The 15308-nt window shown below is 74.7% G+C and carries 6 protein-coding genes; 2 read left to right on the plus strand and 4 right to left on the minus strand.

Going from position 1 to position 15308, the window contains the following annotated elements:
• Nucleotides 1-21: 21 nt before the first annotated feature.
• The 4 genes from ACLQ22_RS22245 to ACLQ22_RS22260 all read right to left on the minus strand — a co-directional run bounded on the left by ACLQ22_RS22245 (nucleotide 22) and on the right by ACLQ22_RS22260 (nucleotide 13828).
• Nucleotides 22-10152, minus strand: coding sequence for a type I polyketide synthase (locus ACLQ22_RS22245; RefSeq protein WP_425694011.1), 10131 nt, complete (start codon nucleotides 10150-10152; stop codon nucleotides 22-24).
• A gap of 977 nt (nucleotides 10153-11129) precedes the next feature.
• Nucleotides 11130-11873 carry a hypothetical protein gene (locus ACLQ22_RS22250; RefSeq protein WP_425694012.1) on the minus strand — a complete coding sequence of 248 codons (744 nt, stop codon included), beginning with the start codon at nucleotides 11871-11873 and terminating at the stop codon, nucleotides 11130-11132.
• Between the two features lie 57 nt (nucleotides 11874-11930).
• Nucleotides 11931-13310: a PrsW family intramembrane metalloprotease gene (locus tag ACLQ22_RS22255; RefSeq protein ID WP_425694013.1), complete on the minus strand. Its 1380-nt coding sequence runs from the start codon at nucleotides 13308-13310 to the stop codon at nucleotides 11931-11933.
• Between the two features lie 74 nt (nucleotides 13311-13384).
• Nucleotides 13385-13828: a hypothetical protein gene (locus tag ACLQ22_RS22260; RefSeq protein WP_425694014.1), complete on the minus strand. Its 444-nt coding sequence runs from the start codon at nucleotides 13826-13828 to the stop codon at nucleotides 13385-13387.
• A 174-nt stretch (nucleotides 13829-14002) separates the two neighbouring features.
• Here ACLQ22_RS22260 and ACLQ22_RS22265 point away from each other — a divergent pair, with 174 nt between their 5' ends.
• Both ACLQ22_RS22265 and ACLQ22_RS22270 read left to right on the plus strand, forming a co-directional pair.
• A complete protein-coding gene (locus ACLQ22_RS22265; protein WP_425694015.1) occupies nucleotides 14003-14761 on the plus strand; it encodes a hypothetical protein in 759 nt (252 codons plus the stop codon).
• Nucleotides 14754-15155 (plus strand): hypothetical protein, encoded by a 402-nt coding sequence (locus ACLQ22_RS22270; RefSeq protein WP_425694016.1) that lies wholly within the window; start codon nucleotides 14754-14756, stop codon nucleotides 15153-15155. The genes ACLQ22_RS22265 and ACLQ22_RS22270 overlap by 8 nt, the downstream gene beginning before the upstream one ends.
• Nucleotides 15156-15308: the final 153 nt, after the last annotated feature.

The following is a 15308-nucleotide window of genomic DNA, read 5'->3' on the forward strand; positions in this document are numbered from 1 at the left end:
CGAGGTGTGCGACATGCCGGATCAGGCCGAGCCGAACTCTTCGTCCAGCAGGCTGAAGATCTCTTCGGCGGAGGCCGACTCGAGGCTGGCGTCGTCGTCGGCGGCGGAGTCCGCACCGGACTCGGTGTAGGTCCACAGGGAGAGCAGTTCGCGCAGCCGGGCGCCGACGGCGGCCCGGTCGGTGTCACCGGTGGCCACCGCCCGCATGGCGTGCTCCAGCTTGTTCAGCTCGCCCAGCACCGTCAGCGCGGACGTGCTCCGCTCCGCCAGCAGCGCGCCCCGCAGGTACTCGACCAGCGCGGCCGTGGTCGGCCGGTCGTAGATCAGCGTGGACGGCAGCCGCAGCCCGGTGGCCGCGTTGAGCCGGTTGCGGAACTCGACGGCGGTCAGCGAGTCGAAGCCCAGCTCGACGAAGCCGCGCTCGGCGTCGATCGAGCGGATCGACGCGTAGCCGAGGACCGCGGCGGCGTGGGTGCGGACCAGGTCGGAGAGCACCTGGTCGCGGTCGGCCTCCGCCGTGGCGGCGAGGGTCTCCCGCAGCGCCTCGGCCGGGTCGCGCTCGGCGGCCCGCACCGCGCCGGTCGGCGCCGGCCGGACCAGCGACCGCAGCACCGGCGGCACCGCCGCCGGCCCGTGCCGGCCGATCAGCGCCAGGTCCAGGTTGACCGGTACGACCACCGGCTCGGCGAAGCGCAGCGCCTCGCTGAACAGGTCCATGCCCTCGTCGGCACCGAGCGGGACGAAGCCGCCCCGGTTCATCCGGGCCTCGTCGACGTGCCCGGTCTGGCCGTCGCCGGTGTCGTTGACCCACGGGCCCCAGGCCAGCGAGAGCGCCGGGAGTCCCCGGTCGCGCCGGTGCTGGGCGAGGGCGTCGAGGAAGCAGTTCGCCGCCGCGTGGTTGGCCTGCCCGGGGCCGCCGAAGAGGCCGGCCGCCGAGGAGAAGAGCACGAACGCGGCCAGGTCCAGCTTCTCGGTCAGCTCGTGCAGGTGCCAGGCCGCGTCGACCTTGGGGCGCAGCACGGTGTCGAAGCGGTCCGGGGTGAGCGCGGGCAGGACGCCGTCGTCGAGCACCCCGGCCGCGTGCACCACGCCGGTCAGCGGCAGGTCGGCGGGGATCTGGTCGACCAGCAGGGCGAGCGCGTCGCGGTCGGTGACGTCGCAGGCGACCACCCGGGCGGTGGCGCCCAGCTCGGCCAGCTCGTCGACCAGCGCGGCGACGCCCGGGGCGTCCGCCCCGCTGCGGCTGACCAGCAGCAGGTGCCGTACGTCGTGCCGGGTCACCAGCCGTCGCGCCACGAGCCGCCCGAGCAGGCCGGTCGCCCCGGTCACGAGGACGGTGCCGGCGGCCAGGTCGGGGCCGGGCGCCTCGGCCGGGGGCGGGCCGAGCCGGGTCAGCCGGGGCACCCGGAGCTGGCCGGCGCGTACGGCGAGCTGGGGTTCGCCCGTGGCCAGGGCGGCCGGCAGCAGCGCGGCGGCCGAGGCGTCGTCGTCGACGTCGAGCAGCACGATCCGGTCGGGGTTCTCCGACTGTGCGGAGCGCAGCAGGCCCCAGGCGGTGGCGGCCGGCACGTCGGCGATCCACTCGTCCGGGTCGACCCGGACCGCGCCGCGGGTGACCACCACCAGCCGGGCGGCGGCGAGGGACTCCTCGGCGAGCCACTGCTGGGCCAGCGCGAGCGTGCGGTGGGCGACCCGGTGCGCCTGGCGGGCCGGGTGCGGCTCGTCGGCGGTCGGTCCGGCGCAGCTCACCAGCACCGCGTCGGGCACCGGACCGCCCGCGCGCACCTCGGCGACCAGCGCGGAGAGGTCCGGGTGCCGGTCGGCGCCGGGCCAGTCGTCGCCGAGGGCGACGAGCCGGGACGTGCCGTCGGCGCGGCCGGTGGCGGGGGCGACCCAGTCGAGACGGTGCAGGGACCGGCTGGCCGAGCGGCGGGCGGCGCTGAGCTGCTCGCCGGAGATGGGCCGCAGCACCAGAGCGTCGACGGAGGCGACCGGCGTCGCGCCGGTGTCGGTGACGGTCAGGGCCACGGATCCGGCGTCGGTGGCGCGCAGCCGGATCCGCAGCTCGCGGGCGCGGGTGGGCCGGATGGTCACGCCCGACCAGGTGAACGGCAGGCCCGGACGGATGTCGGGGCCGCCGTCGGGGGTCGGCGTCGCGCCGCCGGCCGGGTCGGTGGCGCCAGCCGTGGCGCTGGCGCCGATGGCGTGCAGTGCCGCGTCCATCAGGGCCGGATGCACCGAGAAGGCCGTGGTGTCGGTGGACGCGTCGGCGTCCAGGGCGACCTCGGCGAGGATGTCCTGGCCCGACCGCCAGGCGGCGCGCAGCGCGCGGAAGACCGGGCCGTAGTGGTAGCCCTGGGCGGCGAGCCGGGCGTAGAGCCCGTCGAGGGCGATCGGCTCGGCGTCGGCGGGCGGCCACACGGCCGCCGGCGCGGGGTCCGGGTCGACGGTGTCGGCGAGCTGGCCGGAGGCGTGCCGCTGCCAGGCCCGGGAACCGTCGGGCGCGGTGTCGTCGTCGCGCCGGGTGTGGATGGCGACGGGCCGGTGCCCGGTCTCGTCCGGCGGGCCGACGCGGACCCGCAGGTCGATTCCGCCCTCGCTGGGGATCGCCAGCGGCGTCTCCAGGTTCAGCTCGGCGACGGTCGCCGCGCCGGCCTGCCGGCCGGTCCAGGACGCCAGCTCCACCAGGGCCGTCCCGGGCAGCAGCACCGTGCCGAGCACGGCGTGGTCGGCCAGCCACGGGTGGGTGGTGAGGGTGATCCGGCCGGTGAACAGCAGGCCCTCGTCGCCGGGCAGGTCGGCCACCGCGCTGAGCAGCGGGTGGTCGACCACGTCGAGGCCCACGGCGGGCAGGACCGAGCGGTGGGCGCCGGTGCGCTCCAGCCAGTAGCGGTGCCGGTCGAAGGCGTACGTGGGCAGGTCGACCGGCTCGGCCTCGGGCAGCAGCCGGCGGTGCTCCACCGCCAGGCCGAGGGTGTGCGCGGTGGCGAGGCCGGTCAGCAGCCGGGTGGCGGCGTCGCCCGACCCGCCGAGGGTGGCCAGGACGTGGCCGGTGGCGCCGGTCGCGTCGAGGACGGCGGCGACCCGGGCGGTCAGCGCCGGCTCCGGCGAGACCTCCACGAAGGTCACGTGTCCCGCGTCGACGGCGGCGCGCAGGGCGGCGTCCAGCCGCTCCGGGCCCCCGGTCTCGCCGCTCGGGCGGTCGGCTCCGGAGACGGCCGGGGCCGCTCCGGGGCCGGCCGGGTCGGCTCCCAGGGTGGTCGGGTCGGCCCAGTGGTCGGCGCCGAGGCCGGCCGCGTCCGCCCAGTCGCCGGTGACGGTGGAGGCCAGCCGGGCGGCACCGGGCTGCGGCACGATCCCCGCCAGGGCGGCGCGGAGGCCGTCGGGGTCCAGCTCGCCGGCGGCGGCCCGGGCCCGCAGCGCCACCGTCCGGGCGGCGTCGGGCAGGGACAGCAGGCCCGCCACATGGGCGGCCACGACCTCGCCGTCGCCGTCGCCGACGACCGCGGCCGGGGTGAGCCCGGCGTGCCGCCAGACGGCGGCGAGCGCCACCCCGACGGCGAACAGCACGGGCCGGGCCAGCTCCGGCCGCTCGGCCCAGGAGGCGTCGGCGCCGGTCAGCAGGGCGGCCGGGTCGACGTCGACCCACGGCGCGAGGGCCTGCCGGCACTCGGCGAGGGTGTCGTCGAAGACCGGGCAGCGGCCCACCAGGCCGGCCGCCGTGCCCGCCGGGGCGGCGGCCGGGAAGACGAACACCGGTCCCGCGCCGTGGTTGGCGACGGTGCCGGTCACCACGTTGCCGGCCGGGGTGCCGGCGGCGAGCGCGTCCAGGCCGGCCAGCAGCTCGCCGGGGGTCGCGCCGAGCACCGCGGCGCGCCGGTCGAACGCCGAGCGGGTCGCGGCGAGGGACCAGCCGACCGCCGCCGGGGCGAGGCCGGGGTGGGCCCGCAGGTGCCGGGCCAGCCGGGACGCCTGCGCGGCCAGGGCCGAGGTCGAGCGGGCCGAGACGGGCCAGGCCACCACGTCGGAGGCGAGCAGCCCGGCGGCGCGTTCCCCCTGCGCACCGTCGGCCGGCGGCACCGGGGCGTCGGCCGCCTCGGCGTCGGCGGGCGCGTCGGTGGGCAGCTCGACGACCACGTGGGCGTTGGTGCCGGAGATGCCGAACGAGGAGACCGCCGCCCGGCGGGGCCGGTCGACCGCCGGCCACGGCCGGGACCGGGTCACCAGCTCCACGTCGCCGGCGGACCAGTCGATGTGCGGCGACGGCGTGTCCGCGTGCAGCGACGCCGGGACGGTGCCCTCCCGCATCGCCAGCACCATCTTGATCACACCGGCCACGCCGGCGGCCGCCTGCGCGTGGCCCATGTTCGACTTGACCGAGCCCAGCAGCAGCGGGCCCGCGTCGCCCCGGTCCTGCCCGTACGTCGCCAGCAGGGCCTGGGCCTCGATCGGGTCGCCGAGGACGGTGCCGGTGCCGTGCGCCTCGACGACGTCCACGTCCGTGGTCGTCAGCCGGGCGCTGGCGAGCGCCTGCCGGATCACCCGCTGCTGGGAGGGGCCGTTGGGGGCGGTCAGGCCGTTGGACGCGCCGTCGGAGTTGACGGCGGAGCCGCGTACCACGGCGAGGATGCGGCGGCCCTGCCGCCGGGCGTCGGAGAGGCGCTGCACGAGCAGCATGCCGACGCCCTCGGACCAGCCGGTGCCGTCCGCCGTGGCGGCGAAGGACTTGCACCGCCCGTCGGAGGCCAGGCCGCCCTGGCGGGAGAACTCCTGGAACGCCGTGGGGGTCGCCATCACCGCCACGCCGCCGGCCAGCGCGAGGTCGCACTCGCCGCGCCGCAGCGCCGCCCCGGCGAGGTGCAGCGCCACCAGCGACGAGGAGCAGGCGGTGTCGACCGTGACGGCCGGTCCCTCCAGCCCCAGCGCGTACGCGACCCGGCCGGAGATCACGCTGTGCGCGGCGCCGGTCATCAGGTAGCCCTCGACCCCCTCGGGGACCTCGGTCAGCCCGGTGCCGTAGCCGGAGGTGGAGGCGCCCACGAAGACGCCGGTACGGGTGCCGCGCAGCGTCGCGGGGTCGACCCCGGCCCGTTCCAGCGCCTCCCAGGACGTCTCGAGGGTGAGCCGCTGCTGCGGGTCCATGGCGAGGGCCTCGCGGGGCGAGATCTCGAAGAAGGCGGGGTCGAAGTCCGCCACGTCGTAGAGGAAGCCGCCCGCCGGGGGGTGGGTCCCCTCCGCCGGCTCGGGGATCTCCCAACCCCGGTCGGTGGGGAACGGCGAGATGGCGTCCACACCGTCGGCGACCAGCCGCCAGAACGCCTCCGGCCCGTCGACGCCGCCGGGGTAGCGGCAGGCCATCCCGACGATCGCGACGGGCTCGTCGGCGTCGACGACGACGGTCTGCGGGGCGTCGGCCGGGGCGGCGCCGGAGACCAGCTCGCGCAGGTGCGCGACCAGCTCGGCGGGGGTGGGGTAGTCGAAGACCAGCGTGGTGGGCAGCCGCAGGCCGGTGGCGGTGTTCAGCCGGCCCCGGAAGTCCACGGCGGTCAGCGAGTCGAAGCCGAGGTCCTTGAACGGGCGTCCGCGCAGCTCGTCGGGCGTGGCGTGGCCCAGGACCGCCGCGGTCTGCTCGTTGACCAGCTTCAGCAGCTCCCGCTCCTGCTCCGCCGCCGGCAGCACCGCGAGGTGACGCAGCGGCGCGGCGACCGCGCCCGCGGCCGGCGCGGCGGCCTCCTCCTGCGCGACGAGCGCCCGCACCTGCGGCAGGTCGCCGAGCAGCGGGCTGGGCCGGGCCACGGTGAACGCGGGATGGAACCGGGTCCAGTCGACGTCGGCGACGGTCACGCAGGGCGTCGGGCGGCGCAGCGCCCGGTCGAGCGCGACGAGCGCCTTCTCCGGGTCGATCGGCGGCAGGCCCATCCGGTTGAGCTGCTCGGTGGCCACGTTCTCGGCGGCCATGCCGTGTTCGCCGCCCCAGGCCGTCCAGGAGACGGCGGTGGCCGGCAGGCCCCGGTCGCGCCGGTTGACGGCCAGGGCGTCCAGCAGGGAGTTGCCGGCGCCGTAGGCGCACTGACCGGCGCTGCCCCACACGCCGGAGATGGAGGAGAAGAGGACGAACGCGCCGAGTTCGCGCTCGGCGAGGCAGGCGTCGAGGTGCAGGGCGCCGAGCACCTTGCCCGCGACGACGTGGGAGAACTCGCCGAGGGTGGTGTCGGTCAGCGGGGTGAGCTGGTCGGTGCCGGCGGCGTGCACGACCGCGGTCAGGTCGGGCAGCGCGTCCACCAGGTCCGCCACGGACCGTCGGTCGGTGACGTCGCAGGTGGCGACGGTGACCCGCCCGTCGGCGCCGTACGCGTCGAGCAGGTCCGCCACGGCGGGGGCGGCGGTGCCCCGGCGGCTGGCCAGGACCACCCGCCCGGCGCCGCGGCCGAGCAGCCAGCGGGTGACGTGGCCGCCGAGGGCCCCGGTGCCACCGGTGACGAGGACGGTGCCGGACCACCAGTCGCCGGCGGGGGGCTCGTCCGCCGCCGGCGGGGCCGGGGTCAGCCGGCGGGCCCAGGTCCCGCCGGGCCGCACGGCCACCTGGTCCTCGCCGAGGTGCCCGGCCAGCACGGCGGCGAGCCGCCGGGCGGTGGCGTCGTCGACGATGGCCGGCAGGTCGACCAGGCCGCCCCAGCGGTGCGGTTGTTCGACCGCCGCCGCCCGGCCGAGTCCCCAGACCTCGGTCTGGAGCGGGTGCGCGACCCGGTCGCCCGGGGCCGCCGCCACGGCGCCGCTGGTGACGCACCACAGCGGCGCCACCAGGTCCAGGTCGGTCATCGCCTGGACCAGGGCGAGGGTGTTGGCCGCGGCGAGGGTCACGCCGGGGTGCTCGGGCAGCAGCCGGTCCTGGCCGGCGACCACAGCGAGCACGCCGTCGACGGGCCGGCCGTCGATCTCCTCCCGCAGCCGGGCGGCGAGCGCCGCGCGGTCGAGGTCCGCCGCGCCGACGCGCAGCACCAGCGGCTCGGCGTCGCCGAAGAGCCCGGCCAGGCCGTCGGCCCACGCCGGCGCGTCGTCGGCCGGCAGCACGACCAGCCAGCGGCCCGCCGGGCCGTCGGTGTCCTCGACCGGCACGGGCTGCCAGGTCACGTGGTACGACCAACCGTCCACCAGGGAGCGTTCCCGCCGGGACCGGCGCCAGGACGTGAGCACGGGCAGGGCCGGCAGCAGCGCCCGCACCTGCTCGTCGTCGTCGCCCAGCTCGCTGCGGAGGGTGTCGACGTCCGCCTGCTCCAGTGCGGTCCAGAACTCGTCGTCGCCGTCGTGCGCGGCGCCGTCGGGGGCGGCGGGCGGCGGCTCGGGCCAGAACCGCTGCCGCCGGAAGGCGTACGCGGGCAGGGGCACCCGCGCGGCGCCGGCGCCGGCGAACAGCTCCGCCCAGCCGACCTCGACCCCGCCGACGTGCAGCTCGGCGAGGGCGGTGAGCGCGGACGCGGGCTCGGGGCGGTCGCGGCGCAGCAGCGCCACGGCGGCGGTGTCGTCGTCCGCGCCGGCCGCGGTCAGGACGTCGCGGGCCAGCGCGGTGAGCACCCCGCTGGGGCCGACCTCCAGGAACGTACGCACGCCCAGGGCGCGCAGCTGGTCGACGCCGTCGGCGAACCGGACGGCCTCCCGCACGTGCCGGACCCAGTAGTCGGCGGTGCGGATCTCGTCGGGGTCGGCGACCTCGCCGGTCAGGTTCGACACGATCGGCAGCGCCGGCGGGTGCAGCTCCAGCCCGCGCACCACGGCGGCGAACTCGGCGAGCATGGGTTCCATCAGCGGGCTGTGGAAGGCGTGGCTGACCCGCAGCGGCCTGGTGCGTACGCCCTGGTCGGCCCAGCGGCGTTCGAGTTCCTCGACGGCGTCGGCCGCGCCGGAGACGACCACGGCGGTGGGCCCGTTGACGGCGGCCACGGCGACCCGGTCCTCGACGCCGTGCAGGGCGGCCCGGACGGCGTCGGCGGGGAGCTGGACGGCCAGCATCGCGCCGCCGGCCGGCAGGGCCTGCATCAGCCGGCCTCGGGCCGCGACGAGCGCGGCGGCGTCGGGCAGCGACAGCACGCCGGCCGCGTGCGCGGCGGAGAGCTCGCCGATCGAGTGGCCGAGCAGGACGTCCGGGACGATCCCCCAGCTCTCCAGGAGCCGGAACAGCGCGACCTCGACGGCGAACAGGCCGGCCTGGGTGTAGAGGGTCTGGTTGAGCAGCGCGGCGGCCTCGTCGCCCTCGGGGGCGAAGAGCACCGGGGTGAGCGGGCGGGGCAGGTGCCGGTCCAGCTCGGCGCAGGCCTCGGCGAGCGCCCGGCCGAAGACGGGGAACGCGGCGGCCAGCTCGCGGCCCATGCCGCTGCGCTGGGCGCCCTGGCCGGAGAAGAGGAACGCGAGCTTGCCGCCGCGCGGGCCGGCGCCGGCGACCAGGCCGGGGGCGTCGCCGCCGGCGGCGAGCGCGCGCAGGCCGGCGGTCAGGTCGGCGCGGTCGGCGGCGAGCAGCACGGCCCGGTGCTCCAGGCTGGCCCGGGTACGCGCCGACGACCAGCCGACGTCGGTCAGCCGCAGCTCGGGGCGGTCGTCGAGCCAGTCGGCCCAGCGGGTCGCCTGCGCGGCCAGGGAGTCGGCGTCGCGGGCGGAGACCAGCACCGGCACGAGGCCGGCCCCGGTGACCGGGGCGGGATCGGTGACGGCAGCTTCGTCCGTCGCGGTGCCCGCGTCGGTCGCGGCGGCGGGGCCGTCCGGGGCCGGATCGGCGGCGGGCGCCTCCTCGATGATCACGTGGGCGTTGGTGCCGCTCATGCCGAAGGAGGAGATGCCCGCGCGGCGGGGCTGCTCCCCGGCGGGCCACGGCTGCGGCTCGGTCACCAGCGACACCGCGCCGGCCGTCCAGTCCACGTTGGGGGTGGGCTCGTCGACGTGCAGCGTCGCCGGCACGGTGTCGTGCCGCAGCGCCATCACCATCTTGATCACGCCTGCCACGCCGGCGGCGGCCTGGGTGTGCCCGATGTTCGACTTGACCGAGCCGAGCCAGAGCGGCCGGTCCGCCGGCCGGCCCTGCCCGTACGTCGACAGCAGCGCCTGGGCCTCGATCGGGTCGCCGAGGGTGGTGCCGGTGCCGTGCGCCTCCACGACGTCGACCTGCTCGGGCGCGAGCCGGGCGCTGGCCAGGGCCTGGAGCACGACCCGCTGCTGGGACGGGCCGTTGGGGGCGGTCAGCCCGTTGCTCGCGCCGTCCTGGTTGACCGCGCTGCCGCGCACCACGGCCAGGACGGGGTGACCGTTGCGCCGGGCGTCGGAGAGCCGCTCGACGAGCAGCAGGCCGACCCCCTCGCCCCAGGCGGTGCCGTCGGCGGCGGCGGCGAACGACTTGACCCGGCCGTCGGACGCCAGGCCGCGCTGGCGGCTGAAGCCGATGAAGGCGGACGGCGTGGACATGACGGTGGCACCGCCGGCGAGCGCCAGGGTGCACTCGCCCTGCCGGAGCGCCTGGCAGGCCAGGTGCAGGGCGACCAGCGACGACGAGCAGGCGGTGTCGACGGTGACGGCGGGGCCCTCGATGCCGAGCGCGTACGAGATCCGGCCGGACACGACGCTCGCCGCGGTGCCGGTGAGGATGTAGCCCTCGGTGCCGGGCGGCGGCTGCTGGAGCAGCCCCACGTAGTCCTGGCCGGTGGTGCTGGCGAACACCCCCACCTGGTGGCCGCGCAGCGCCGAGGGGTCGAGCCCGGCGTGCTCGAACGCCTCCCAGGCGGCCTCCAGCAGCAGCCGCTGCTGCGGGTCCATGGCGAGCGCCTCGCGCGGCGAGATGCCGAAGAACGCGGCGTCGAAGTCGGTGGCCGAGTCGACGAAGCCGCCCTCGGCGACGTACGACGTGCCGGGGTGGTCGGGGTCCGGGTGGAACAGCCGCGCCAGGTCCCAGCCGCGGTCGGCGGGGAACGGGGAGACGGCGTCCCGGCCGGAGTCGACGAGTTCCCACAGCTCCTCGGGCGAGCCCACCCCGCCCGGGAACCGGCAGGCCATGCCGACGATGGCGATCGGCTCCCGGTTGGCCGCCTCAAGCTCGCCGAGCTTCCTCCGGGTCTGGTGAAGGTCCGCCGTCACCCATTTCAGGTACTCCCGGAGCGTATCTTCAGTCGCCATTGACGCCACCTCTTCGGGCCGGAAAGAAACAGGCGACCCAATACCGTCCACAGACGCCACAAGCCGCGAAGATCTAAGCCCATTCAGCCGACCACGAATTGCCAGACAAAAAGCGTTTCAGCCCCCACCAGGTCTTACGCGCCGGACGAAAGGTAATTGTCGCCGGACGGCGGTCACAACCCCTAGCGTGCCCCTACGGGTGCCCCTAGCCCGTGTTTCGTAAGGGACCCCCGGGCGGGGAGGTAGGCCCAGCGTGGCGGTGATCGATAAGAGTGACGCTCCGGCAGATCGGTTAGCGACCAAGCGAATCGACCGACCGGAGACCTGGCGCCAGGGTAGCGGCTGGAGGCGGCATGACGTGAACGACGCCCGGTGGGCGAGGCTGCGGCTCGTCCAGCCTGCGGGTGTCGGGCCGAGGGCGTCCGCCATATCGGACGAAACGGAAGATCATCGACGGGGCCCGGTGGGCCGCCTCGCCGTCGTCCGGCTCGCCGGCCACCTCGACGCCGGCCATGCGACGGGTCCGGACCGGGCCCCAAGCGGGATGCGCCCGAGGTGTAGGTGCCGTGGCAGACCTCGTACCGCTGGTTCGGCCGCTGGCGTGGCGTTGCCACCAAGGCACGGTCTGGCCCGCGCCCCGGACGGTTGAGGAGCGGATCGAGGTGTACCGGGTTGGCAGCGGCCACCGAACTCGCCCGACCGGGTCCTGGCCGACGTGGCGTGAACATCGGCCGCGGCAACCGTGGGGTACGCCCGCCGAGGAAGGAGTCGGACGGGCATCCCGCGCAAGGCGGCTAGGACGCCGGAAGGCCAAGAAATCCAGAGGTGGGCGGGCGCCCCGCCTTGAACCGCCGTCGACTGGCGCCTGCGGCATGCCGCGGAACAGGCCATCACGTGTGGTTCGAAGCCACCGTCACTGTCGTCATCACCAGACCGATGGCTGCGAGCCCTGGCAACGGGATCACCACGGACACCCTCTAATACTGCATCACGCAATAGACGACAGTCGGGTGCGTGAATCGGTACCAGCGGTTCCACCGGTAGTCCCGTGTGCACCTTTTGTCGTTGGCGGCCCCTGGGACGATGTCGACGATGTGCACGGTGCCCTTTGCCTTGCACTTCGACGCACCGACGATCCAGCCATTGCCCTTTGGGAATTTGTAACAGTAGTTGCGCACCAGATGGCGCTCAAGACACAGGCGGTAGCCGTCTTCCGAGATGTACGCGGACTTGGGATCAGCGCACGCGCCCTGATCGTAATCCACCGACACCACCCGATAGGTGCCCCGCGTGCCGTTGCAGTTGCCGATATCCAGGAAGTCGCCGTCCTCGCTGACGACGATGCACTGCCCGATCTTCGCGGGCGGCGGTGGCGGGGCCGCCTCGGTCGTGGGGGGCACCTCAGGCGGAGAGGACGTCTCCTGCGTGGACGGTGGTGGGGGCGTCGTCGGCGACGGCACGGGAGAGGTTCCGTCCGCGACGGCCACCGGCCGGCCGTCGTCGCCCCTGTTGGCGACGACCAGCGCACCGGCCGCGACCACGCAGGTCCCGAGCAGGCACAGTGCCAGCACCCCGGCGATGACACCGATGATGAGAGGTCCGTTGTTCTTCGGCGGCACCGGCGGTGGTGGCGATGGCGGTGACGGTGGCGCGGCATCGCCGGGATCCGGTGGAGTAACACCCTGGTCGTCAGGGACATCGGACGTCGGGGGCAGCGTCACCCGGGAAGTGTGGCACAGCTCCACTGGGGACGGCCAGACTCCCGATCCGGGCCGAAGCTACCGCTGGCCGGCAGCCGGCGGGACCGAAGGGGAATCCGTCCTGAGATCGTGAATCCGCTGCCGCAGCGTATCTTCGGCCCCCGGCGGCGGCGGGTCACCCCGGTCGCGGCGCCATCTGGCGAATGCCAGGTCCAGTTGCGCGGAGTGCAGACGTTTCATCCGGGTGTAGGCCGCACGGTCGCCCCGCAGGAGTGCCTGTAACCGCATCCGGAGGCGCAGCGGTGGATTCACCAGTACGGGCACCTCGGCCGGGGTGATCGCGCCGCGCGGGTCGCACGCCTCACCCCGGAGGTGCTGGTGCAGTGACCTGGTTTCCTGACGCAGAGCGATGATGACGAGAAACAGCAGGATGGCGAAGGCCGGCCCCTTGAGGACGATGAGGTTCAGCGGCTGCACAACGAACAACTGGAGCAGGGAATTGCCGGACTCCCAGTACAGGCGGCCCATTGCAAAGATGTCCCAGATCAGGTGGGCCGCGATGGCGACGGCGAAGCCGCTACCAACGCAGACTGCCCGCCGCCGCCAGTCGTTGAACTGCATGGCGAGTCCGATGCCGGCGCCGATGATGCCCGTGTAGGTGGCATGGCTGACCAGGAGCCCGGTGACCTGCCGGTACCAGTGCTGGTAGAGCACGGCGCCGAAGTCCCCGGTCATGTATGACATCGACTCGGCGAACTGGAAGCCGATTCCGACGCAGGCGCCGATGACGATGCCACCGAGCATGCCGTCGACGCGCCGCCAGGCGAGCAGGACGATCACGAGGACCCCCGCGCCCTTGCCCAGTTCTTCGGGGACCGCGGCGGCGGCAGCGTGACTGAGGATCGCCGCGGTGCCCGGCATGAGCTCTGCCGTGATGATGACGTGCAGGATGCCCTCGACCATCTGGGCGAAGTAGGCGGCGACGAACAGGCCCCAGGCGAAGGCGGCCACGACCAGTCGCCTCGGTGGCTTGCGGTTGCGCTGCATCCGGCGGAACGTCCACAGCGCGAAGAGGGTCGTCGGGATGCTCAGCAGCGCGCCCCGCCAGGCGATTCCCACCTGCAGGAGGGTGAGAAGCACCGCCAGGAGGGCCGGCGCGGCGAACGCCAGGCCACCACCGATGGCCCAGGTCATGAAGCGGCTACGCGGCGAGCCACCCGTGGCAGAGGTCATGGCGACGACGACGGTGGCGATGCAGGCGATGAACAGCGAGACGCCGGCGGCCCCGAGACTGACCATGCCAAGGACGCGTACCCCGGTGCCGTCGTCCCGGATGACGGCGACCAACGACGCCACGGCGATCATCACCAGCAACGCCTCACCGGTGGTGAGCGCGGCGCCGAGCCGGTCGAGCCGGTACGCAGCCGCCACCGGGTCCGGTACCACCAGCCGGTTCACCGACCGGGGCGGCGGTGCGGGGCCGGGCCCGGATCCCTCCCGCGGGGCGCCACTCGGTTGCGTGGTCGTCTCCGTCACCGCTCGATCTCCACGTGCACCCAGACGAGTACCTCCTCCGCCCGGTTCCCCCGGACGGTGGCCAGCACGAACTGGTAGGTTCCGGCGGGTACGGCGGAGGTGGCGCTCAGCGGCACCGGACTGGCCCGTAGGTCGTCGAGATCCGGCAGGTCCACGCTGTTGGTCCGGTGGCCGAAGGCGTCGTACCAACTCGCCCGCGCGGGTCGCGTGGCTGCTGACCCGGCCACACCCTCGTCGATCGTGGCGGCCGGAATCTGCCCCTGTCGGAATCGCTTCTGCGGTCGATCGACGATGCTCGCGGTTGCCAGGTCGTACGCGTGCAGCCGGATCGGTAAGGCGGGGGAACGTCGTGGGGTGGTCGGCCAGGACACGGCCAGGACGACAGCCGAGGCGAGAACGACGAGCACCGCGATCAGGCCGAGGACTGTCATCACGCGCACCGGAAGGTCAGCTTCCGTGGGCTCGGCCCCGTCTTCCGTGGGCTCGGCCCCGTCTGACACGGCTTCCTCCGTCCACGGTGGTGGGTTAACCTAGCCTAACCCGAAGCGGCGTCACCCAAGTGCACGCGCTCGCGCCTTCACGTGGCTCAGTTCCGACGCTCGGATTGGGAGGCCATGTCTGCGGCGGTGTCTGTCAAGGTGCTGGCCGAGGGCGTACCCATCGACTGTGGCGGGATGGCCGACAGCCTCGCCGGCTGCTACGGAGCGGTCCCCGCCGTCGGCATCGCCGCGGCTGCGGTGCTCGGTGGTGCCGCCCTCGCCGGTTACACGGCGTTCGCCGTGTTCTTCCCACAGGTGCTCAATGCCCTCATGGGAATACCGGCGACGACGGATTCGATGGGCCGCAGGTCGGACTGGGCCGATGCCCGCGCACATCCGCAATCGCCGACCCGGCCGCCGGACTCGCAACTCGCCGGCGGCGACCCGGTCTACCACCGCCCCGGCGCCACGGCGATCGGCTACGACGAGTCGACCCTACGGAACTTCGATGCTGTCGCACCCGAGCCGGGCTACCACGACGTCGTGGTGCATGGTGAGCGCAACGGGTTGTTCCGGCCGGGCGTCATCGGGGCAGACGGTGCCGGCCATCCGTCGAACTACACCCACCCGGCGCAGATCGCCGAGGCGATCCACGGCAATCCGCACTACGGCGGCGGCCCGGTGCGCCTGGTGTCCTGCCACTCGGGCACCGTGGCGCCCGACGCGGGTGTCGCACCGCCGGCCCAGCAGGTCGCGGACGCGCTGGGGGTGACGGTCATGGCACCTACCGACGCGGTCGGTGTGAACCGGTATGGTCCAGCGGGGCAGGTTCCTCGGATCAGGAACGGCGGCCAGTGGGTGACCTTTTATCCCGGCGGGGGGACCGATGGGTAAGCCGGCATTGCGGTTCGCCGGGATGTTCCGCGAGCTGGGGCCCGTCGGCTTGGACCTGGTCCAGGAAAGCATCTTCGACAACGTCTCCGCCGAGGAGATGCCGGATGTCGACGAGGTCGTCCGTTACCTCAAGGCAGGATACGTCCTCATCGACATGATGGACCTGGCCGACGACCCGTTCGACTCGGCGCGACAGGTCATGAACGGGTCGACGATCCGCACCGACGGTGACTGGCTGTGGCGCGACGATCTGGCGTACTACGTCCACCGGCACCGGGTGGCCCTCCCCGACGAGTTCCTGGCGCTGATCCGCGAACGCCGCTACACCGTGCCGCACCGGGACGAGGAGCTGCTCCGCGAGAGGTCACTGGTGGCCGAAGAACTCGTGTTCTGACCACGACACCCTGGTCGAGGTCCGAAACGTCGGCGCTGGTGGGACTGCTGAACGGTCCTGCGCACCATCCTCGCGGGCCGTGGCCGGACGGGTGCGGCACCCCGCCCGACCACCGGCGGCGCGACCGCCGACAACGGTCGCGCCGGCCCATTC

Origin of the sequence: Micromonospora sp. DT178 (assembly GCF_049841695.1) — a bacterium.
In the GTDB taxonomy this organism is placed as follows: Bacteria; Actinomycetota; Actinomycetes; order Mycobacteriales; family Micromonosporaceae; genus Micromonospora.